A 19,279-nucleotide genomic window follows, 5' to 3' on the forward strand; every position below is an offset into this window, starting at 1 on the left:
GCCCTGACCAGGCGGCCGGCGACGGCGCGGCCGACGGGTGCCGACCGGCGCCCGGGTGCGTGGCGTCGCCGGTGACGTTACCGTCGGTTGGCCGGCTTGTCAGCGGCCGTTCGGCCGTCCTCGTACCACCGGTAGTCGGCGGCCGGACGGTACGCGCCGTTCAGCCAGGTCTCCGGGTGCTGCGCGACCCGGGACAGCTTCTCGGCCGTGGCCGGGCTGATCCGGCTCCCCCCGGCGACGAGCAGGCGGTCCAGCTCGCGGTGGGTGGCCATGAGGCAGTCCTTCGGCAGGCCGTAGACGCTGATGACGCCGGAGCCGACGAAGGTCAGCACCGGCGTCACCGGGATCGGCAGCCCCACCGCTTCGGAAAGGGCCTTGCTGGCGCGCTTGGCGTCGCGGCGGGCCTCGGCCACGTAGGGCGGCCGCTTCCCGTTGATCTGGACCACGTCGCCGGCGACCAGCACCCGGGCGCGGCCGTGGTCGGCGATGGTGACCGCGAAGAGCCCGCTCGGACCGATGGCGAGGAAGCCTGCGCGTTCGTCGCGTTCGTGGTCGAGCAGGAGGTCGGTCGCGTCCGTGCGGGGCCACTCGATGACGTGCCACGCGGGCCCGAGATGGTCGAGCCGGCCGAGCGCCCGTGCCCCGGCCGCCTCCAGCCGCCGGGCGTCCCGCTCCGCGCGACGGCGGCGGGCCCACTCCAACGGGGACGGACGGACGGGCGCGAGCACCCCCGGCGACTCCACGCGGGGGTGTGGCACCGCTGCGGGCGGCAGTGCCCGACTGGACGGTACGGCTCGACGAGCGGGAAAGACAGTCATCGCGACCTCCGGCAAAAGGTCCCTCGAAGTTATGTCCTCACTACCCTACGTTGCCAGTCCCCCGTGTCGGCAAGTTGGAACGCCGGAGTGAGTGCGGATGAATGCCATATTCATCCACCCCTGTTTTATCGGATGCCGCCAAACCCTGCCCTACGCTGCGAGGGTGACCCACTACGTGGACAGCGAAGTCGGTCGGCTCGGTACGGTGCTCCTGCACCGCCCCGGCCCCGAACTCGCCCGGCTCACCCCCCGCAACAACGACTCGCTCCTGTTCGACGCGATCCCCTGGGTCGGACGCGCCCAGGAGGAGCACGACGCCTTCGCCGCCGCCCTGCGCGAGCGCGGGGTCGAGGTGCTCTACCTCGCCACCCTCCTCGCCGAGACGCTCGCCGTCGCCGACGCGCGGGCCGAACTCACCGAGCAGGTGCTCGGCTCGCCGAGGCTCGGCGACTCGCTGCGGGCCCGGGTCGCCGAGCACCTCGCGTACCTCGACCCGGTGGCGCTCGCCGACGTGCTCATCGCCGGGCTGGCCCACGAGGAGTTGCGGGTCAGCCGGGAACGGCCGGGCGGTCTCGTCTACTCCCTGATGGACCGGCACGACTTCGTCATCGACCCGCTGCCGAACCTGCTGTTCACCCGGGACTCCTCGTTCTGGGTCGGCGACCGGGTCGGGGTGACCAGCCTGGCGATGCCGGCGCGGCGGCGCGAGACCACGCTGACCGACGCCATCTACCGGTACCACCCGCGCTTCGCCGGCACGGAACTCGTCTACCAGCCCGGCCTGGAGCACCTGGAGGGCGGCGACGTGCTGCTCCTCGCGCCGGGGGTGCTGGCCGTCGGCGTGGGCGAGCGGACCACCCCGGCCGGCGCGGAGCGCCTCGCGCGGCAGGTCTTCGCCGCCGGGCTCGCGCACACGATCCTCGTCGTGCCGATCGCCCAGGAGCGGGCGACCATGCATCTGGACACCGTCTGCACGATGGTGGACGTCGACGCGGTGCTGATGTACCCGAACATCGCCCACACGCTGTCGGCGTACACCGTCATCGCTGGCGCGGACGGCGCGGACCCGCGGGTCGACGGCCCGGCGCCGTTCCTGCGGGCCGCCGCCGACGCGATGGACCTGCCCCAACTCCGGGTCATCGACACCGGCCTGGACCCGGTCACCGCGGAACGCGAGCAGTGGGACGACGGAAACAACACCCTGGCGATCGCGCCCCGGCTCTGCGTGGGCTACGAGCGCAACACCGAGACCAACGCGCAGCTGGAGCGGGCCGGCATCGAGGTCATCCCGATCGCCAGCTCGGAGCTGGGCTCGGGCCGGGGCGGGCCGCGCTGCATGTCCTGTCCCCTGGTCCGCGAGCCGCTGGGCGGGGCGAAAACGCCCCCTGCCAGCCGCCCGTAGCCGCACCGGTGCGGACCACGAGGCCGCCGGGCCGGGCCCGCCCGGTGCCCCCGCCGCGACGGCGGGGGCACCCGGCTCAGCGCAGGGTGAGCTGGCGGCCGAGCAGGCCGTGGCGGGCCCGCCGGCCGGCGGCGTCCAGCGGGGCCGGCTCGGCGAGGGCCTCCGCGTACCGCTTGGCGAAGTCGGCGACCGGCTGCTCCCAGTCGGCGGCCGGGACGTCCTCCGGCAGGTCCCAGACGGGCACCAGCCGGCCGTGGGCCCGGAACATGCCCGCGAACCGGGTGTTCCCGCCGAGGACCAGCGTGCCCGCCACGCTCAGCCGGGCCAGCGCGTCCAGCGCGGCGTCCTCGTCGTCGGGCAGCACCCAGCGCACGTGCGCCTTCTCCGGCACCTGGCACCAGTACGCCGCGCGGGCGGCGGTGAGCCGGACGGTCGGATAGATGGCGGCGTTCGCCCGCTCCAGGGACGCCTGCACGTTCGGGTCGTCGCCGGCCCCCGGGTCGAGCCAGAACTCGAACCCGTCGTGCATGCTGACCTCCAGCGGGCCGTCGACCAGGACGTCCTGCAACCGGGGGCCGGGGCCGGGCAGCGGCGGCACGGCCACGGGGCGCCCCGGCTCGGTCCGCAGCGCGCAGAGCAGCGCCTCAGCCAGGTCCCGGGAGACGTCGCCCGACTGGATGTGGCGCTGGAGCCCGATGAGGACCCGCCCGTCGGGCTTGGTCATGGCAGGGGTGGCCATCGGCAGCACGGTGGCCAGGACGACCTCCCGGTCGCCGAACTCCTCCACCAGGGCGGGAGCCAGCCGCAGCGGCGCCGAGGCGGCCGGCACCAGTTCCCGCAGGGCGATCCACTCCGGCTCGTCGGTCAGCCCCTCGAACGGTCGGGGCACGAAGATGTCCCGCACCTTCTCCCGCTTGGGGGTGGCTTCGGCGGCCCGCTGGCTCTTTCGACGCTTGCTCACGGCGACACAGCCTAGAGGCCCCGGCCGGGCGGCGGGGGCAGGACCCGCCCTCGCGGTCGGTCAGCCGGCCACGGCCAGGTCCGACCGGGTGATCTCCGCCGGGTCGAACTCGGCCCACACGCTCTGGCCCAGGCCGTCGCGCTCGACTCCCCAGCGGTCGGCCAGCCCCGAGACGATGTGCAGCCCCCGGCCGTCGGCGGCGTCGGTGTCGGCGACCCGCATGGTGGGGCCCGCGGCGGCGCCGCCGTCGGTCACCCGGAGCTGCACCTGTTGCCCGCCCAGTGCGGCGCGTAGCCGCCAGGCCACCCGAACCACCCCGCCCGGCAGGGGGTCCGCGTGCCGGACCGCGTTGCCCACCAGCTCGGCCAGGACCGCGACGAGGTCGGCCAGGAGCGGCGGGGGTACGACGTCGGTCAGTTCCTCGGCGAGCCGTCGCCGCGCCAGCCGTGCTCCAGCGGGGTGGTGAGGCACCACCACGCACCATGCCCGATCGGCAGCTCCCGTCGACACCTTCGCCCCTTCACGCCCCCGTTGCCCGTCGCCGTCACCCGCGGGGCAGCCGCACCTCTGCGACCGTACCGCCACCGGCCCTCGGCCGTAGGGATACCCATCCATTCTGCTGTTCAACGATCCGACGGACGAGATAGAGGCCGAGTCCGGCCCCGGGATAGCGGCGACGGTCGCCCGACTCGCCCTGCCAGAACCGGTCGAATGCCCGCTCCACGTGCTCCGGCGGGATGCCGACGCCTCGGTCGCCGACCTGGAAGAAGACCGTCGACCCGTCGGCCCCGGCGGTGATCTCGACGGGCGAGTCCGGCGCGGAGTACTTGCCGGCGTTCGTGCACAGCTCCGTGAGCATGGTGGCCAGGCTCGGCCGGTGGCCGAGCGCCTTCGGCAGGTCGGCGGGGAGGCTCAGGACGAGCCGCCGCCGCAGCTCCGCCGGCAGGTCGGCCGCCGCCGTGCGCAGCGCGTCCCCGAGGTCGTACGGGGCGGGGGGATCGTCGCCCGGCCCCGCCTCGGCGGCGGAGGAGAGCAGCCGGTCCACCAGCCGGGCCAGCTCGTTGGCGCGTTGCCCGATCACCCGGGCGGCCTGCCGCCGGTCGGTCTCGGTCAGCGACTCCCAGTGGTCGGTGAGCGTGTCCGCGTAGCCCTTGATGACGGTCACCGGCGTACGCAGCTCGTGGCTGGTCACCGCGACGAAGAGGTCCCGGTCGTGGTCGCGGCGCTGCTGGTCGGTGATGTCGCGGAAGGTGACCACCCGCAGGGTGCCGGGACCGGGCAGCTCACCCGAGGTGATCTTCAGCCAGCGCCCGTCCGGCAGCCGGTGGTCGAGCACCCGCCCGGAGGGGGGCAGCGGGAAGGGCAGCGGCCGGTTGAGTGCCTGGTCCGTGGGGCGGCCGGTGACCCGCGCGGCGGCCGGGTTCCAGAGCCGGACGTGACCGTCGCGGTCGACCACGGCCAGGCCGTCCGCCAGCGCCGCCACCACCGGCCCGTCGCCGTGCACGGGCAGCCCGGTCTGGTCGCCGTACATGTGGGCGATGCAGGAGGCGACGTAGCCCACTACGGCGTGCTGCTCGGCGTCCAGCCGGTCGGCGCCGTCCGGGTAGAGCACGTGCAGACTGCCGACCGTCAGGCCGCCGACCTCCGCGCGGGAGACCACCATCCGCCGCAGGCCCCGCTCGGCGAGTGCGCCGGAGAGCCCGCCGGTGCACTCGTCCGTGCGGGCCTGGCGTACGCGGGCGCCGGAGAGCAGGCAGACGGTGGCGGGGTCGTCGGCCGGCACGGGGTGGCCGACGGCCCACTCGGCGGCGCCGGTGGCGGCGATCACCCGGCCGCCGGTCGGCGCGAACTCGACGAACGCCGTACCCGCCGCACCGAGCGCCGACTGGGCGACGTCGAGCAGGTGGATGAGCACCGGCAGGCCGGTGCCGCCCGAGTTGATCATTTCGATCACCGTGGTGTGGCCGGCGATGAGAGCGGAGAAATCGGTGCGCTCCGGCATGCTCCGAGTGTGCCCCGCCGGCCCGTCCCGGGACACCCCTGCCCGGCGCTCAGCACGACCGCCCGCGCGGGCTGCCGCCCGGCGGCTGCCTGCCCGACCGGTCCGTCGCTCGGCGCCACGCCGGTCAGCGGCCCAGGCGGGCCAGCGTGTGCGCCGGCCGGTCGGTGATGATGCCGTCCACCCCGGCGGCCAGGACGAGGTCCAGGTCGGCCGGCTCGTTGACGGTCCACACGTAGACCTGGTTGCCCGCCGCCCGCAGCGCGGGCACCAGCTGCGGGCGGGCCCGCACCAGGGCGACGCCGGGGCCGGCGGTCCGGATGCCGAACGGCAGCCGCCCCAGCCGCACCCAGCGCGGCAGCACGTCCAGCAGCAGCACCGTGGGCAGGCCGGGGGCCAGCCCCCGGGTCCGGCGTACGGCCAGCGGGGAGAACGACATCACGGTGACGCGTACCGGATCGTCCGGTTTCGGCTCGGCCAGGCCGTAGCGGCGCAGCAGCGCGACGAGCCGGCGCTCGACGTTCCCGCCGTGACGGGAGGGGTGCTTGGTCTCCACCAGCAGCCGCACCGGCCGGCCCGCGGCCAGAACCGCGTCCAGCAGCCGCTCGAGGGTCAGCAGCCGGGTGTGCGACTCGTCCAGCACCTCGTCGCCGTCGGCGGGCGCGCAGCCGGGGTGCCAGGAGCCGAAGTCCAGCGCCTCCAGCTCCGCGAGGGTACGGGCGCTGACCAGCCCCTGGCCGTTGCTGGTGCGGTCGAGCCGACGGTCGTGCACGCAGACCAGGTGCCCGTCGCGGGTCAGCCGGACGTCGCACTCCAGCCCGTCCGCGCCCTCGTCGAGGGCACGCAGGTAGGCCGCGAGAGTGTGCTCGGGCAGGTCGTGGGAGGCACCGCGGTGGGCGAAGACGAGAGGGGCGTCCATCCCGCCCGTCCTAGAGGACCCGGCCCGGCTGCCCGTCCTCGCCGACCACCGGTCGCCCGGCGGCGGCCCACTCGCCCATCCCGCCCTCGACGTTGCGCACCTGGTCCCAACCGTTGCGCATGAGGTAGGTGACGACCTGCGCGGAGCGCCCGCCGGAGCGGCAGATGACGGCGACGTCGCGGTCGGTCGGCACTTCGGCGATGCGGGCCGGCAGCTCCATCATCGGCAGGTGGTGCGCGCCGGGGGCGTGGCCGGCGTTCCACTCGTCGTCCTCCCGGACGTCGAGCAGGTACGCGTCGTCGGCGATCTCGGGCACGGTCACGGTGGGAACCTGGGATCCGAACACGGGCCAAGCCTAGATCCTCGCCCGGCCGGCCGGCGGCGGGCCGGTCCCCGGCGTCACAGTCGGGTGACCCAGCGCGGGTTGGCCCGCGCCCAGTCCGGTACGCGGGTGCCGCGTACCGCCTCGAAGAGGCCGTTCCCGCCGTTGTCGAGGACCACGTACGACACCTGGTCGATGGTCTGTGGGTGGGAGGGGACCTGCACGCCGCGCAGCGCGTCGGCCGGCAGGTCGCGTAGCGCGAGGACCAGCTCCTCCAGCGGTACGCCGTTGGTGTCCACGGTCAACGAGCCGCCGACGGCGCGGATCACCTGGTCCAGCTTGACCGGGTTGGTCCGCAGCGACGTCTCGCTCGTGCGTTCCAGCACGGCCCGGAGCAGTTGCTGCTGGTGGGTCTGCCGGTCGTAGTCGCCGCCCGGCAGGTCGTAGCGCTGCCGGACGTAGTCCAGCGCCTCGCCGCCGTCCATCTGCTGGCAGCCGGGCGGGAAGACGCGATCGGTGTGGATCGAGCGGACCTCGGTGTCGACGCACATGCGTACGCCGCCGAGCAGGTCGATGACCTTGCGGAAGCCGGAGAAGTCGATCAGGGCCGCGCCGTCGAAGCGGATGCCGGTCAGCCGGGCCAGGGTGGCCGAGAGCAGCCGGGTGCCGGGCTGGCCGCCCCCGCCGTGCTCGTACGCCGCATTGATCTTGTCCTGGCCGCCGCCGTAGCCGTTGCCGGCGGGGATGGCGACGAGCAGGTCACGGGGCACGGAGACCAGGTACGCCTCGCGCCCGCCGGCCGGGACGTGCACGATGAGGATGGTGTCCGAGCGGCGGTCCGCCGCGCTGCCGCTCTGCCACCGGTCGGTCCCCACCAGCAGGTAGTTCAGTGGCCCGTCGGGGTCGGTGCGCTTCTGGCGGGCGCTGGGGTCGAGCAGTTGCTCCCGCACGACGCTGCGCTCGTAGCGGTCGGTCAGGGTGCGTAGGCCCGCCACGGCGAGCCCGGCCAGCAGCACGAGGGCCAGGCCCAGGCCGAGCAGCAGCCGGGGCCAGCGGACGCGGCGCGGCCGGGCGGGCCGGGGAGCGACCCCCCGGCTCCGGCCGTCGTCCGCCGATCTGGACGTGACGCCTCCCCGCGACCCGTACGTGAACGCTTCTCACGTCAGGCTACGAGGCGATCAGGGCGGCCCGGGCCGCTTCGCCGACATTGCCCGGCCCGGGCTGCTTGGCGGGAATTGCCCGGCCGGGGCCGCTTCGCCGACATTGCGCGGCCCGGTCGGCCATCCGGCGGGCCGGTATCCCCGGGCGGGCCCGGCTACTCGCGGTTGGAGACCACCTCGGGGTTGGCGAAGACGAACTCGGCCAGCTTGTCCTGCTTCGCCGCGCGGAACATGTCCAGCGTCTGCGCGCTGAGCGTCTCGCGGGTGCCGTCGCTGTGGAAGGTGCCGCCGTTGGTCTTCAGCATCACCAGGTCGTTGCCGGTCACCCCGCGCATGGTGAAGACGAAGTCGGCGACCGGCACGCCGCCGGTGTCGAGGATGAACGCCTTTCCGGCCGCGTCCATCAGCTTGTTCAGCTTGATCGGGTTGGTCAGCGTCCCGTCCTGGGTGGCCTTCTTCGCCATCGCCTTGATCAGCTGCTGCTGGTTCTGCTGCCGGTCGTAGTCGCCGTTCTTGAGGCTCTTGCGCTGCCGGGAGTAGTCCAGCGCCGCCCAGCCCTCCATCTCGCGGCAGCCCTTCTTGTGCACCACGGGCGTCCGCTGCTTGCCGGTCTTCTTCGCGTCGGCGTTCCACATCGGCTTGCCGTCCACGTACGACATGTGGATCGACTCGACCTCCTGCTTGACGCAGATGCGGACGGTGCCGAGGGCCTCGATGACGTTCTTGAAGCCGCCGAAGTTGATGATCGCCGCGCCGTCGAAGCTGATGCCGGTCATCTTCTTGATCGTCTGCGCCATGAGCTGGGCGCCTCCCTCCCAGCCGCCGCCGTTGCGCGCGCCGGCCTGGAACGCCGCGTTGATCTTGTCGGTGCCGCCCGAGTAGCCGCTCTTCTTGAACGCCGGGATCTGCGCCTCGGTGTCCCGGGGGATCGAGATCAGGTACGCCTGGTCGTGCGTCGCCGGGATGTGCAGCACGATGATGCTGTCCGCCCGCACGTCGTCGGCGGCCCACCGCTCCCGGGCGTCCACGCCGAGCAGCAGCATGTCGATCGGACCGTCCAGGCTGGCGCCACCCTCGGCGTCGGTCTTGCCCGCGTCACCGAGCAGGTTGCGCTGGGCGATGTTGCCGGTGGCGCTGCTGATCAGGGCCTTGCTGCCGACGATCGCCGCGCCGCTGGCCACCATCAGCACGGCGCCGAAGATCAGGGTGAGTCGGGCCCAGAGCGGGTCCTTGCGGCGCGACCGCTTCCTCGCGGACCCGCCACCGGGCTTGCCGCCCTTGACGGGCTGCTTCGGGATGCTCGTGGAGGCCCGGACCGGGCCACGGGGGGACTCCAGCGCCGGAGGGCGACGGCTGGTCTGAACCGGCATGCGTGCTCCAGCTCGCGTTGTCAGGGGGCGGGATCACTTTACGGACGCTTTCCCGTCCTGGCGAGGTCGTCCGACCGTCAAATACCGTTCGTACGGCCGTCATCCAGGAGAACTGACCGAATGGACAGATCGATACGGCTGATCGGCGGTTGGCTCACAGGAAGCGGCCGGCCGGCCCTCCGAATCGTGATGACGTCCGTCGATCACGAGGGAGAGCCGGCCGGCGGCGCCGCTCAGTTTCCGGTGCCGTCCTTCTTCTGGTTGGCCTCGACCCAGGCAGTCATGGTGTCGGCCGACATGGCCTTGTACATGGTCAGCGCCTTCTCCTTGTCGGACACCACCACCGACTCCCCGTTGATGGTCTGGCTGCCGACGTGCGGACTGGTCACGAAGGTGAGGTTCTCGCCGCGCAGGTTGCGGAACTGCACCCCCATGTCGACCAGCGAGAAGCCCTGGTCGACGGTGACCGCGGCGGTCACCGACTTGAGGAAGTCGTTCAGCTTCTTCGGGTTGGTCAGCGTGCCCGTGCTCGCCGCCTTGTCCATCAGGGCGCGGAGGAACTCCTGCTGGTGGCGCATCCGGGCGAAGTCGCCGTCCGGGAACTGCTTGCGCTGCCGGATCCAGTCCAGCGCCTCGGCGCCGTCCATGTGGTTGGTGCCCTTGGTGAACGTCCGGTACGGCTTGTGGATCGAGGTGACGGTCCGCTCGACCTTGAGGTCGACGCCGCCGAGCGCGTCGGTGACCTGCTTGAAGCCGGCGAAGTCGATCGCCATCACGTGGTCGAGCCGCACGTCCGTGAAGCACTCGACCGTCCGGACGGCCAGCGGCAGCCCGCCGAAGGCGAAGGCACCGTTGATCTTCCCCCGCTGCCCGGAGCCGCAGTCCGCGCTGGCGCTCTCCGGGATCGGCACGTAGAGGTCGCGGGGGATGGAGACCAGGTAGGCCTTCTGGTGGTCCGACGGGATGTGCATCACGATGATCGTGTCGGCCCGCCACTTGCTGGACTTGTCCACCGGGGCGTCCGGGTCCCGGGAGTCGCTGCCGACCAGCAGGATGTTCAGCGCACCGTCCACCGCCTTGGCCGGGCGGCCCCCGGTGATCTCCGAGAACGGATCGGTGCGGGCCAGGTCGTCGTTGAGGCCGCGGGCGTAGAACCAGGCGCCCGCCCCGCCGAGCACCGCGAGCACCAGCACCGCCACGCCGGCCACCAGGGCGATGCGGCCCCAGCGTGGGCGTACGCCCCGCCTGCCCGGCCGCTCCGGCCCGCCCGGACCGGTCGTCCCACCCGGCCCGCCGGGGCCGGCGGGACCACCCGGGCCACCGGCGCGTGGCTCGTCCGGGGACGGGGACCAGCGGGCCTCGGCGGGCCGGGCGCGGCCGGCGTCCCGGCCGGAGCCGGGCACCGAGGCGCGCCCGGCGCTGCGGTGCAGGTGCGGGAGCGGAACTCCGGCGGGCATGGTCGCTGACATGTAACTCAGGGTACGTACGCGCGGCCACTGTCGCCCCGTAGCGCCGCCGACGTGTGCGCCGACGGCTGGCACGCCCGCTAGACCATCCGCTCGCGGAAGTACTCGATGGTGCGGCGCAGGCCGTCCTCGGGCGCCACGGTCGGCTCGTATCCGAGCAGCTCGCGGGCGAGGGTCAGGTCCGGCCGGCGCATCTCCGGGTCGTCCGCGCTGCGGGTGATGTACGTCACCTCGGAGGCGCTGCCGGTGAGCGACACGATCGTCTCGGCCAACTCCCGCATGCTCATCTCGTGCTCGGTGCCGCAGTTGATCGGCCCCGTCTCGCGCGAGTCGAGCAGCAGCAGGATGCCGCGCACCAGGTCGGAGACGTAGCAGATCGAGCGGGTCTGGTTGCCGGTGCCGTGCACGGTGATCGGCTCGTCGCGCAGCGCCTGGGAGATGAAGGTCGGGATGGCCCGGCCGTCGTCCGGGCGCATCCGTGGGCCGTACGTGTTGAAGATCCGGACGATGGCCGTGTCCAGGCCCCGGCTGCGGTGGTAGGCCATGGCGGCCGCCTCGGAGAAGCGCTTCGCCTCGTCGTAGACGCTGCGGATGCCGATCGGGTTGACGTTGCCCCAGTACGACTCGCGCTGCGGGTGCTCCTTCGGGTCCCCGTACGCCTCGGAGGTGGAGGCCATCAGGAAGCGGGCGCCGTCGGCGACCGCGCGGTCCAGCAGGTGCAGGGTCGCCACCGAGCCGACGCGGAGGATCTCCACCGGCAGCTTCTCGAAGTCGGTCGGGCTCGCCGGCGAGGCCATGTGCAGGATGGCGTCGAACCGCTCGGCCAGCGCCGGGTGGGTCGGCAGGCCGTCGGAGATGTCGGCCTCGACCAGGGTGAAGTTCGGCTCGTCCAGCAGGTGGGCGACGTTCTCCTTCGACCCGGTGACGAAGTTGTCGAGCGCGACCACGGTGCAGCCGCGGGCCATCAGGGCGTCCACCAGATGCGACGGTACGAAGCCGGCGCCGCCCGTGACGAGGATGCGGTGACCGGGTCCGAAACGGGCGACAGCGTTCATGCCGGTCAGCCTACCGAGTGCCCAGGGCCGCCCCGGCGCAAGGAAGGGGCCCCCGTCGCCGGGGGCCCCTTGCGCACTGCTGCCGGCCGTCAGTGGGCGCCGGCGCCGGTCACGGCGCGCACCTCCAGCTCCGCGTACTTCTCCTCGTCGTGCTCCTTGGAGATCACGGTGCCGATCCAGCCGCACAGGAAGCCGAACGGGATGGACAGGATGCCCGGGTTGGACAGCGGGAACCACTGCCAGTCCTGCTCGGGGAACATCGAGGTGGGCGCGCCGGAGACCACCGGCGAGAAGAACACCAGCAGGACGGCGGAGAGCAGGCCGCCGTAGATGGCCCACACCGCGCCCGAGGTGTTGAACCGCCGCCAGAACAGGCTGTAGAGGATCGCCGGCAGGTTGCCCGAGGCGGCCACCGCGAAGGCCAGCGCCACCAGGAAGGCCACGTTCAGGTTCTGCGCGTAGATCGACAGCACGATCGAGATTGCGCCGATCACCAGGGCGGAGACCCGGGCGACCTTGACCTCCTGCCGCTCGGAGGCCTTCCCGTCCTTGATGACGTTGGCGTAGAAGTCGTGCGCCAGGCTGGACGAGGAGGCCAGGGTCAGGCCGGCCACCACCGCCAGGATCGTGGCGAAGGCGACCGCCGCGATGATGGCGAGCAGGGTGGCGCCGCCCAGGTCGCCGCCGAGGAAGTCGATGCCGAGCGCCTCGGCGAGCTGCGGTGCGGCCGTGTTGCCGGCCTTGTCCTGCGCAGTGATCGCCTCTCTGCCGACCAGGGCCGCCGCGCCGAAACCGAGGGCCAGGGTGAGCAGGTAGAAGGTGCCGATGATGCCGATCGCCCAGAGCACGCTCTTGCGGGCCGCCTTCGCCGTCGGCACGGTGTAGAAGCGGATCAGGATGTGCGGCAGCCCGGCGGTGCCGAGCACCAGCGCGATGCCGAGCGACAACAGGTCCATCTTGTTGTAGAAGGTCTGCATCGCGTTGCCGGCCACCTCCACGCCGTACCGCCCGCCCGGCTTGAGGAAGTTCTCTCCCTTGCCCGATGCCGCCGCCGCGTCGCCGAGCAGGGTGGAGAGGTTGAACTTGTAGTGCGCCAGCACCAGCAGGGTCATCACGAGGGCGCCACCCATGAGCAGGAACGCCTTGACGATCTGCACGTACGTGGTGCCCTTCATGCCGCCCACCGTGACGTAGATGATCATCAGGGCGCCCACCATGATGATGGTGGCCACCTTCGCGGTGTCGGCGTCCATGCCGAGGAACGTGGTGCCAGGCTTGATGCCGAGCAGCAGCGCGACCAGCGCGCCCGCGCCGACCATCTGCGCCAGCAGGTAGAAGATCGACACGGTGATGGTGGAGACGGCCGCGGCGGTCCGCACCGGGCGCTGGCGCATCCGGAAGGCCAGCACGTCGGCCATCGTGTAGCGGCCGGAGTTGCGCAGCAGTTCGGCGACGAGCAGCAGCGCGACCAGCCAGGCGACCAGGAATCCGATGGAGTAGAGGAAGCCGTCGTAGCCGTACAGGGCGATCATGCCGGCGATGCCGAGGAACGACGCGGCCGACATGTAGTCGCCGCCGATCGCCATGCCGTTCTGGAACCCGGAGAAGGAGCGCCCGCCGGCGTAGAAGTCGGTGGCCGTCTTGGTCTGCCGGCTGGCCCAGATGGTGATGACCAGGGTCACCGCCACGAAGACCAGGAACAGGGCGATGGTGAGGTTGCGGGCGGTGGTGTCGCCCGCCTCAGCCGCGAGGACCGTGTTCATGGCCCACCTCCCCCATCTCGGCGCGGATCCGGTCGGCGACCGGGTCGATCTTCCGGCCGGCGAACCGGGAGTAGAGCCAGGCGATGAGGAAGGTGGAGACGAACTGGAGCAGACCGAAGACGAGGGCGACGTTGATGTTGCTGCCGAAGAGCTTCGTGCCCATGAAGTCCCGCGCGTACGCGGACAGGATCACGTAGAGCGCGTACCACAGGAAGAACGCGACGGTCATGGGGAAGATGAAGCCGCGCAGCGTGCGTCGCAACCCGGCGAACTCGTCCGACCGCTGTACGGCCAGGTACCGCTCCGCCGCCGAGGCCGACGGCGTGGACGCGGGTGTGTCCGTGGACATTTGTGGATCACCACCTTCACAGGCATGGGGGAGTTTCGCGCACGGTAGAAAGCGCGCTCCCCGCCGGGGAAGGGCGAGATCGACGTCGGTCGGCGGCTGCGCCGAACGGCACGGTGGGTGCGCCGAGTGACCCAGCTCACTCCGTTCACCGGTAGCGGGCGCGGCGCCGACCCGCCGAGCGGTCGTCCGGTCGCCGCGGTGCGGTGTCGACGTCAGGCCGGGCCCGGAGCCGCCGTCGTCAGGTCAGCTCGCGGTAGCGGCCCCGGTAGTGCAGCAGCGGGTCCGTCTCCCCGGCCAGCTCGACCGCCTCGATCGTGGCCTCCACCAGCAGGCCCCAGCCGTACCCGCGGGCGGAGTCGAGCCGGCACCCCGCCCAGCCGCCGGCGTCGGCCGGCACGGGACCGTAGGGGGTGTCGGTCCACGCGCCGGTGGCGAACAGGCCGCCGGGGGACGGGAAGAGGCCCGCGAACCGGTCGGCGAGTTGCCGGTGCGCCGGGCCGAGCGGGGTCACCGCGAAGCGGCCGGCGGACTCGACCGCCGCCCACAGGTCGGACTCCGGGTCGACCAGGCCGAGCAGCCGGTCCGGCTCACCCTCCGCGACCAGCGTGGAGGAGACCGTCAGGCCCGCCGGCTCGGGCGCCGTCCAGAGCGTCACCGGCGACGCCAGCCGACCCCGCAGCCGGCGTACGGGCGAGCGCTGACCAGCGGGCACGGCGAACGGGTCGGTGTGGTGGATCTCGGCACCCGGCTCATGATTCACGTGAAACATTGTGCGGCCTGCCCCGCCCCGACGGGCCCGGAAGTGGCCCCTGGCGAGTGTACGAATACTGCGCCCACGACCCTGAGCGGCGAATCATGGACGTTCTGCGCCCCTCCAGGGGCCGTTTCCTTCCAAGTCTCGACTGCTGAAGGGGTCAGTCGTCGGCGGCCAGGGAGCGGCGGGCGGCGGCCAGCACCTCCGGGTCCGCGCAGCCGGCGGCGTACCCGGCGATCCGGCGGCGGATGTCGCGGCCGAGCAGCCAGGAGCCGATCCGCTCCGCGACCGGGCGCAGGAACGCGGGCCGGCAGCGGAAGTTGTACCGCCAGGTGGCGACGGTGGAGCCGGGCTCCGTGGCAGGCGCGAACCGCCAGCCGCCGGCGAACATCTCGAAGAACCACGGCCCTCGCACCATCTTCATGCCGACGTGGCTGGGTGGCGCCCAGGAGACGTACTCGCTGACCATCGCCAGGCCGTGCCGGGACCGGGTGAAGGTGCGCACGCCCTTGCCGGGCCGGGTCGCCCCGTCGGTGAAGTGCTGCTCACGGACGAACGGGTCCCACCGGTAGCGCACCGGCGCCGTGGTCTGGGAGACCGCGAAGGCCAGCTCGGGCGGGACCGGCACGGTGACCACCGCTTCGACGACGGGCATCAGGCCATTGTGCCGCCGACCGGCAACCACCGCGTCCGGAGTGCGCCGGCGTGCCATCCGCCCCCGCCGGGCTGGCGAACGTCGCCGGTGCCCGCCCGCCGTCAGCGGCGCGGGGTCACCGTGGCGAGCAGCTCCGGCATCCGGCGGTCCAGCACGTCGCCCGCCAGGTACGCGCCGAGCAGCGCCGCACCGAGGCCGTACGCGGCCCCGAGCGGCAGGGCCAGCCAGAGCCAGACGTCGCCGAGCAGCCCTGCGGCCACCACCATCGGCACCGCCGCCACCGCCGTGGCGAGCATCGCCAGCAGGGTGAGGAAGCTCTTCGCGATGCCGGCACCGGTGTTCAACGCGAACGGGTTGCTCGTCTCCGGCAGCGAGTACGCCCCCAGCACCGAGACGAAGCAGTTCACCGCCAGCCCCGCGCCGTACGTGGCGAACAGGGTGCCCGCCATCAGCCCGATCCAGCCGGGCTCGCCGAGGACCACCGCGACGACCACGGAGATCACCACCAGCATCGGCAGGACGTAGAGCGAGAACGCGGCCATCCGGGCGCGCAGCTCCTGCTGGCCGGAGACGCCCGCGACCACGTTCGCCGCGTACGCGCTGCCGTCGAAACCGAACTGGTTGGCCACGGTGACGGCGGCGAGCAGCCCGACGAAGAGCATCGACACGCTCGACAGCAGCGGGGACGAGTCGAGACTGGCGGTGAACCCCTCCGCGCTGTCGACGGTGAAGCCCGAGCCGCCCAGGTTGACCATGACCGGCACGAAGAGACCGACGACCGCGACGGTGATCAGGTTGGCCCGGCGTCGGGCGTCCCGCCACCAGTAGCGGGCCTCCCTGGCGACGAGGGCGCCGAACCGGTCCCGCCGGGCCCAGCCGACCGCCCTCGGGAAGAGCTGTGCGACCGCCCCGCCGGTCGTACCGCGCTGGGCGCGGACCGGCCCGGCACTGGCGGCACCCACCATGGCGGACTCCAGGGAGCGGGACCACCAGGCCAGCAGCGCGACGATCGTCGCCGCCGTGATCAGCAGCTTCACCGGCGCGGCCCAGAGGCGGCCCGCGGCCATGTCGATGCCGGCCGTCCAGGGCGCCCCGAACGGGGTCCAGCCGACCACCTCGGCCACCCCGTCGAGCCGGTCCCAGTCGGCGTCGCCGAGGGCGGCGACGCCCAGGAGCTGCAACGGCCCGATCAGCGCCGCGAGCACGGCGAGCAGCACGGCGGCCAGGTCACGGACCCGGCGGGACCGCAGGGCGGTGGCGAAGGCGCTGGTCACGGCCCGTGCCGCCGCCACGCAGAGTAGCAGCCCGGCGACCACCCCGACGAGGGCGACCGCGGCGGCCGACCAGCCGCCCAGCGATCCGGCGGTGACCACCAGGCCGCACAGGGCCAGCAGCACCGCGATCGTGGGGACGCTGACGAAGGCGGCGGCGAAGAGCCCGGTGACGAGCGTACGGCGGGGCAACGGCAGCAGCGCGAACCTCGCCGGGTCCAGCGTCTCGTCCACCCCGAAGAAGACCAGCGGCAGCAGCAGCCAGCCGAGCACCGTCAGGCCACCGCCGAAGGCGGCCACCATGAGCGCGTAGCGGCTCTCGCCGGCCAGGCCGGGCGCGGCGAAGAGGAAGAAGCCGGTGCCGGCGAACCAGAGCCCGAGCACCGCGCCGCCCACGAAGAGCGCCACCCGCCAGGCCTGCCCCCGGAAGTTGTTGCCCATCACCCGCAGCTTGAGCCGGACGAAGTGCCGGGCCGAGACCGGCCGGGCGGGCGCGGCGGAGACGGTCGGCCCACTCACTGCGACAGCCACGCCAACTCCTCGCCGGTCGCCGTGCGGCCGCCGACCACCTCGACGAAGACCTCCTCCAACGAGCGGCCGTTGCGCACCTCGGCGATGGGGCCGACCCGCTTGATGGTGCCCGCCGCGAGGATCGCCACGTGCGAGCAGAGCCGCTCGACGACCTCCATCACGTGGCTGGAGAAGACGACCGTGCCGCCGCCGGTCACGTACCGGTGCAGGATGTCGCGGATCAGTGCGGCCGACACCGGGTCGACCGCCTCGAAGGGCTCGTCCAGCACCAGCAGCCGGGGCCCGTGCAGCAGCGCGCAGGCCAGGCCGATCTTCTTCTTCATGCCCGCCGAGTAGTCGACCACCAGGGTCCGGCCGGCGTCGCCGAGTGCGAGCACGTCCAGCAGCTCCGCGGCCCGCTGGTCGACCACCGCCGGGTCCATCCCCCGCAGCAGGCCGTGGTACGCGAGCAGTTCCGCGCCGCTGAGCCGGTCGAAGAGCCGTACGCCGTCGGGCATCACGCCGAGCAGTTGCTTCGCCCGTACCGGGTCGGTCCAGACGTCGTGACCGAGCACCCACGCGCCGCCGGCGTCCGGCCGGAGCAGCCCGACCGCCATCGACAGGGTGGTGGTCTTCCCCGCGCCGTTCGGGCCGAGCAGGCCGTAGAAGGAACCGGCCGGCACGTCGAGGTCGACACCGGCCACCGCGACCTTGCCGTCGAACTGTTTCGCCAGGCCACGCAGGGAGAGCGCCGGGTGCTCAGCAGTCATGCGTCGACCGTATCCGGCCCGGACCAGCCGGCGCTCCGGCCGCAGGATGATCCCCGGTCATCCCCGAGTCGTACCCGGGTCCGGCCGGCGCGCTACAGCCGCAGCGCCTCCGGCGCGTGCAGGCGGAGCATGGTCGCCCCGACGTCGGCCGGCGCCCGGCGGCGGGTCACCACCGAGACCGCCACCATCACGGTGAAGGCGAGCGGCACCGTCCAGGCGGCCGGCTGCGCGGTGAGCGTCGCGGGCCAGCCGGACAGCGGCGGACCGAGCACCGTGACCAGCACCGCCGCGACCGCCGCGCCGCCGCCGACCAGGATCCCGGCGGCGGCGCCGAGGTCGGTCAGGCCACGCCACCAGATGCCGAGCACCAGCAGGGGGCAGAAGCTGGACGCGGCGACCGCGAAGGCCAGCCCGACCACCTGCGACACGTCCAGGTCGGCGAGGTTGAGGGCGAGGACCGCCGGCACGGCCCCGGCGATCACCGTGGCGAGGCGGAAGCCGCGTACCGAGCCCCGCCCCAGCACGTCCGTCGAGATCACCCCGGCGACGCTGGTGAGCAGCCCCGACGAGGTGGAGAGGAAGGCCGCGAACGCGCCGGCCGCGACCAGCGCGGCGAGCAGCTGGCCGGTGGTGCCGTCGCCGAGCGCGGCGCCGGGCAGCAGCACCACCACCGCGTCGGTCTGCCCGGTCACCAGCAGTTGCGGGGTGTAGATCCGGCCGAGCACCCCGTAGATGGTGGGCAGCAGGTAGAACGCCCCGACGAGGGCGAGCACCACCAGCGTGGTGCGGCGGGCGGCGGCGCCGTCCGGGTTGGTGTAGAAGCGCACGAGCACGTGCGGCAGCCCCATGGTGCCGAGGAACGTCGCCAGGATCAGCGAGTAGGTGGCGAACAGACCCCGGTCGTCGTCCCCGGCGGTGCTGGGCAGCAGCCAGTCGGCGGCGTCCGTGGCCACTCCGGAGACCTCCGGCACCGGGTCGCCGGCGGCGAAGGAGAGCTCGTCGCCGGGGCGTACCTCCTGGATCCGGCCGTCGGGCAGGGTGAGGGTCGCGCGGTGCTCGACCACGACGGTGGTCGCGGTCCGGAACGTCGGCCCGTCGGGCGGGGTCACCGCCGGGCGGGCGTCGGCATGCCACTGCAACGCCAGGAAGATCGCCGGTACGGCCAGCGCGGTCAGCTTCAGCCAGTACTGGAAGGCCTGGACGAAGGTGATCGCGCGCATGCCGCCGAGCGCGACGTTGGCGGTGACCACCACGGCCACCAGCAGGGCCCCCAACGGGTACGGCGAGCCGGTCACCGTGGCCAGCGTCAGCCCCGCCCCCTGGAGCTGCGGCACGAGGTAGAGCCAGCCGATGAAGATCACGAAGACGGTGGCCAGGACGCGCAGCCGGCGCGACCCGAGCCGCAGCTCGCAGAAGTCCGGCAGGGTGAACGCGCCGGAGCGGCGCAGCGGCGCGGCCACGAAGAGCAGCAGGGCCAGGTAGCCGGCGGCGAAGCCGACGGGATACCAGAGCACGTCGACGCCGTACTTGAGGATCAGCCCCGCGACCCCCAGGAAGCTCGCCGCCGACAGGTACTCCCCGCCGATCGCGGCGGCGTTCCAGGTCGGGCTGATGACCCGCGAGGCGACCAGGAAGTCGGAGGTGGTGCGCGCCAGCCGCAGCCCGTAGAAGCCGATGCCGACGGTGACCAGGGTGACCGCCACGATCGCCGGTACGACGAAGCCGTTGCCCACCC

General features: G+C 73.0%; 17 protein-coding genes and 1 pseudogene. 1 reads left to right on the forward strand and 17 read right to left on the reverse strand.

Annotated elements, in window-relative coordinates; translation table 11 throughout:
• Positions 1-77: 77 nt before the first annotated feature.
• Positions 78-818, reverse strand: a complete 741-nt coding sequence (locus tag GA0070610_RS28355; protein WP_089002867.1) for a hypothetical protein — start codon at positions 816-818, stop codon at positions 78-80.
• A 163-nt stretch (positions 819-981) separates the two neighbouring features.
• Between GA0070610_RS28355 and GA0070610_RS28360 the strand changes: the two genes are divergently transcribed.
• Positions 982-2,220 carry an arginine deiminase gene (locus GA0070610_RS28360; protein WP_089002868.1) on the forward strand — a complete coding sequence of 413 codons (1,239 nt, stop codon included), beginning with the start codon at positions 982-984 and terminating at the stop codon, positions 2,218-2,220.
• Positions 2,221-2,296: 76 nt separating this feature from the next.
• On the opposite strand, the gene GA0070610_RS28365 is transcribed toward GA0070610_RS28360, so the two are convergent.
• The 16 genes and pseudogenes from GA0070610_RS28365 to GA0070610_RS28440 form a co-directional block, all read right to left on the reverse strand.
• Entirely contained in the window at positions 2,297-3,181 is an 885-nt protein-coding gene (locus tag GA0070610_RS28365) for a DUF5926 family protein (protein ID WP_089002869.1), read from the reverse strand.
• 60 nt (positions 3,182-3,241) lie between these two features.
• The gene (locus GA0070610_RS28370; protein WP_231925838.1) at positions 3,242-3,658 is read right to left on the reverse strand and encodes an ATP-binding protein; all 417 of its coding nucleotides are present in this window, start codon (positions 3,656-3,658) and stop codon (positions 3,242-3,244) included.
• Positions 3,659-3,725: 67 nt separating this feature from the next.
• On the reverse strand, positions 3,726-5,183 hold the full coding sequence (locus GA0070610_RS28375; RefSeq protein ID WP_089002871.1) for a PAS domain-containing sensor histidine kinase: 1,458 nt from the start codon (positions 5,181-5,183) through the stop codon (positions 3,726-3,728).
• A 124-nt stretch (positions 5,184-5,307) separates the two neighbouring features.
• Positions 5,308-6,099 (reverse strand): glycerophosphodiester phosphodiesterase, encoded by a 792-nt coding sequence (locus tag GA0070610_RS28380; RefSeq protein ID WP_089002872.1) that lies wholly within the window; start codon positions 6,097-6,099, stop codon positions 5,308-5,310.
• Between the two features lie 10 nt (positions 6,100-6,109).
• On the reverse strand, positions 6,110-6,445 hold the full coding sequence (locus GA0070610_RS28385) for a rhodanese-like domain-containing protein (RefSeq protein WP_089002873.1): 336 nt from the start codon (positions 6,443-6,445) through the stop codon (positions 6,110-6,112).
• Between the two features lie 53 nt (positions 6,446-6,498).
• On the reverse strand, positions 6,499-7,437 hold the full coding sequence (locus tag GA0070610_RS28390) for an LCP family protein (protein WP_089002874.1): 939 nt from the start codon (positions 7,435-7,437) through the stop codon (positions 6,499-6,501).
• A gap of 299 nt (positions 7,438-7,736) precedes the next feature.
• A complete protein-coding gene (locus GA0070610_RS28395; RefSeq protein ID WP_089002875.1) occupies positions 7,737-8,951 on the reverse strand; it encodes an LCP family protein in 1,215 nt (404 codons plus the stop codon).
• Between the two features lie 233 nt (positions 8,952-9,184).
• Positions 9,185-10,420 carry an LCP family protein gene (locus GA0070610_RS28400; RefSeq protein ID WP_089002876.1) on the reverse strand — a complete coding sequence of 412 codons (1,236 nt, stop codon included), beginning with the start codon at positions 10,418-10,420 and terminating at the stop codon, positions 9,185-9,187.
• A gap of 77 nt (positions 10,421-10,497) precedes the next feature.
• Complete coding sequence (locus tag GA0070610_RS28405; RefSeq protein ID WP_089002877.1) at positions 10,498-11,472, reverse strand: UDP-glucuronic acid decarboxylase family protein; 975 nt, start codon at positions 11,470-11,472, stop codon at positions 10,498-10,500.
• Between the two features lie 89 nt (positions 11,473-11,561).
• Entirely contained in the window at positions 11,562-13,235 is a 1,674-nt protein-coding gene (locus GA0070610_RS28410) for a solute symporter family protein (RefSeq protein WP_089002878.1), read from the reverse strand.
• Entirely contained in the window at positions 13,213-13,584 is a 372-nt protein-coding gene (locus GA0070610_RS28415; protein WP_089002879.1) for a DUF485 domain-containing protein, read from the reverse strand. Before GA0070610_RS28415 ends, GA0070610_RS28410 begins: the two co-directional genes overlap by 23 nt.
• 238 nt (positions 13,585-13,822) lie before the next feature.
• Positions 13,823-14,365: pseudogene (locus GA0070610_RS28420) on the reverse strand (flavin reductase family protein); the annotation flags it as partial.
• Positions 14,366-14,498: 133 nt separating this feature from the next.
• Positions 14,499-14,993, reverse strand: a complete 495-nt coding sequence (locus GA0070610_RS28425) for an SRPBCC family protein (protein WP_089002881.1) — start codon at positions 14,991-14,993, stop codon at positions 14,499-14,501.
• Positions 14,994-15,094: 101 nt separating this feature from the next.
• Positions 15,095-16,795, reverse strand: coding sequence for an ABC transporter permease (locus tag GA0070610_RS28430; RefSeq protein ID WP_089002882.1), 1,701 nt, complete (start codon positions 16,793-16,795; stop codon positions 15,095-15,097).
• Entirely contained in the window at positions 16,780-17,544 is a 765-nt protein-coding gene (locus GA0070610_RS28435; RefSeq protein ID WP_089002883.1) for an ABC transporter ATP-binding protein, read from the reverse strand. Before GA0070610_RS28435 ends, GA0070610_RS28430 begins: the two co-directional genes overlap by 16 nt.
• Before the next feature lie 92 nt (positions 17,545-17,636).
• Positions 17,637-19,277 carry a sodium/solute symporter gene (locus GA0070610_RS28440; protein WP_089002884.1) on the reverse strand — a complete coding sequence of 547 codons (1,641 nt, stop codon included), beginning with the start codon at positions 19,275-19,277 and terminating at the stop codon, positions 17,637-17,639.
• Positions 19,278-19,279 lie beyond the last annotated feature (2 nt).

Origin of the sequence: Micromonospora echinofusca, assembly GCF_900091445.1 — a bacterium.
Lineage (GTDB): Bacteria > Actinomycetota > Actinomycetes > Mycobacteriales > Micromonosporaceae > Micromonospora > Micromonospora echinofusca.

Bases quoted from the DNA above. Each gene is read 5' to 3' on its own strand.
- GA0070610_RS28355 (WP_089002867.1), bottom strand. From the start codon at position 818: ATGACTGTCTTTCCCGCTCGTCGAGCCGTACCGTCCAGTCGGGCACTG.
- GA0070610_RS28375 (WP_089002871.1), bottom strand. From the start codon at position 5,183: ATGCCGGAGCGCACCGATTTCTCCGCTCTCATCGCCGGCCACACCACG.
- GA0070610_RS28380 (WP_089002872.1), bottom strand. From the start codon at position 6,099: ATGGACGCCCCTCTCGTCTTCGCCCACCGCGGTGCCTCCCACGACCTG.
- GA0070610_RS28395 (WP_089002875.1), bottom strand. From the start codon at position 8,951: ATGCCGGTTCAGACCAGCCGTCGCCCTCCGGCGCTGGAGTCCCCCCGT.
- GA0070610_RS28400 (WP_089002876.1), bottom strand. From the start codon at position 10,420: ATGTCAGCGACCATGCCCGCCGGAGTTCCGCTCCCGCACCTGCACCGC.
- GA0070610_RS28405 (WP_089002877.1), bottom strand. From the start codon at position 11,472: ATGAACGCTGTCGCCCGTTTCGGACCCGGTCACCGCATCCTCGTCACG.
- GA0070610_RS28410 (WP_089002878.1), bottom strand. From the start codon at position 13,235: ATGAACACGGTCCTCGCGGCTGAGGCGGGCGACACCACCGCCCGCAAC.
- GA0070610_RS28415 (WP_089002879.1), bottom strand. From the start codon at position 13,584: ATGTCCACGGACACACCCGCGTCCACGCCGTCGGCCTCGGCGGCGGAG.
- GA0070610_RS28425 (WP_089002881.1), bottom strand. From the start codon at position 14,993: ATGCCCGTCGTCGAAGCGGTGGTCACCGTGCCGGTCCCGCCCGAGCTG.
- GA0070610_RS28435 (WP_089002883.1), bottom strand. From the start codon at position 17,544: ATGACTGCTGAGCACCCGGCGCTCTCCCTGCGTGGCCTGGCGAAACAG.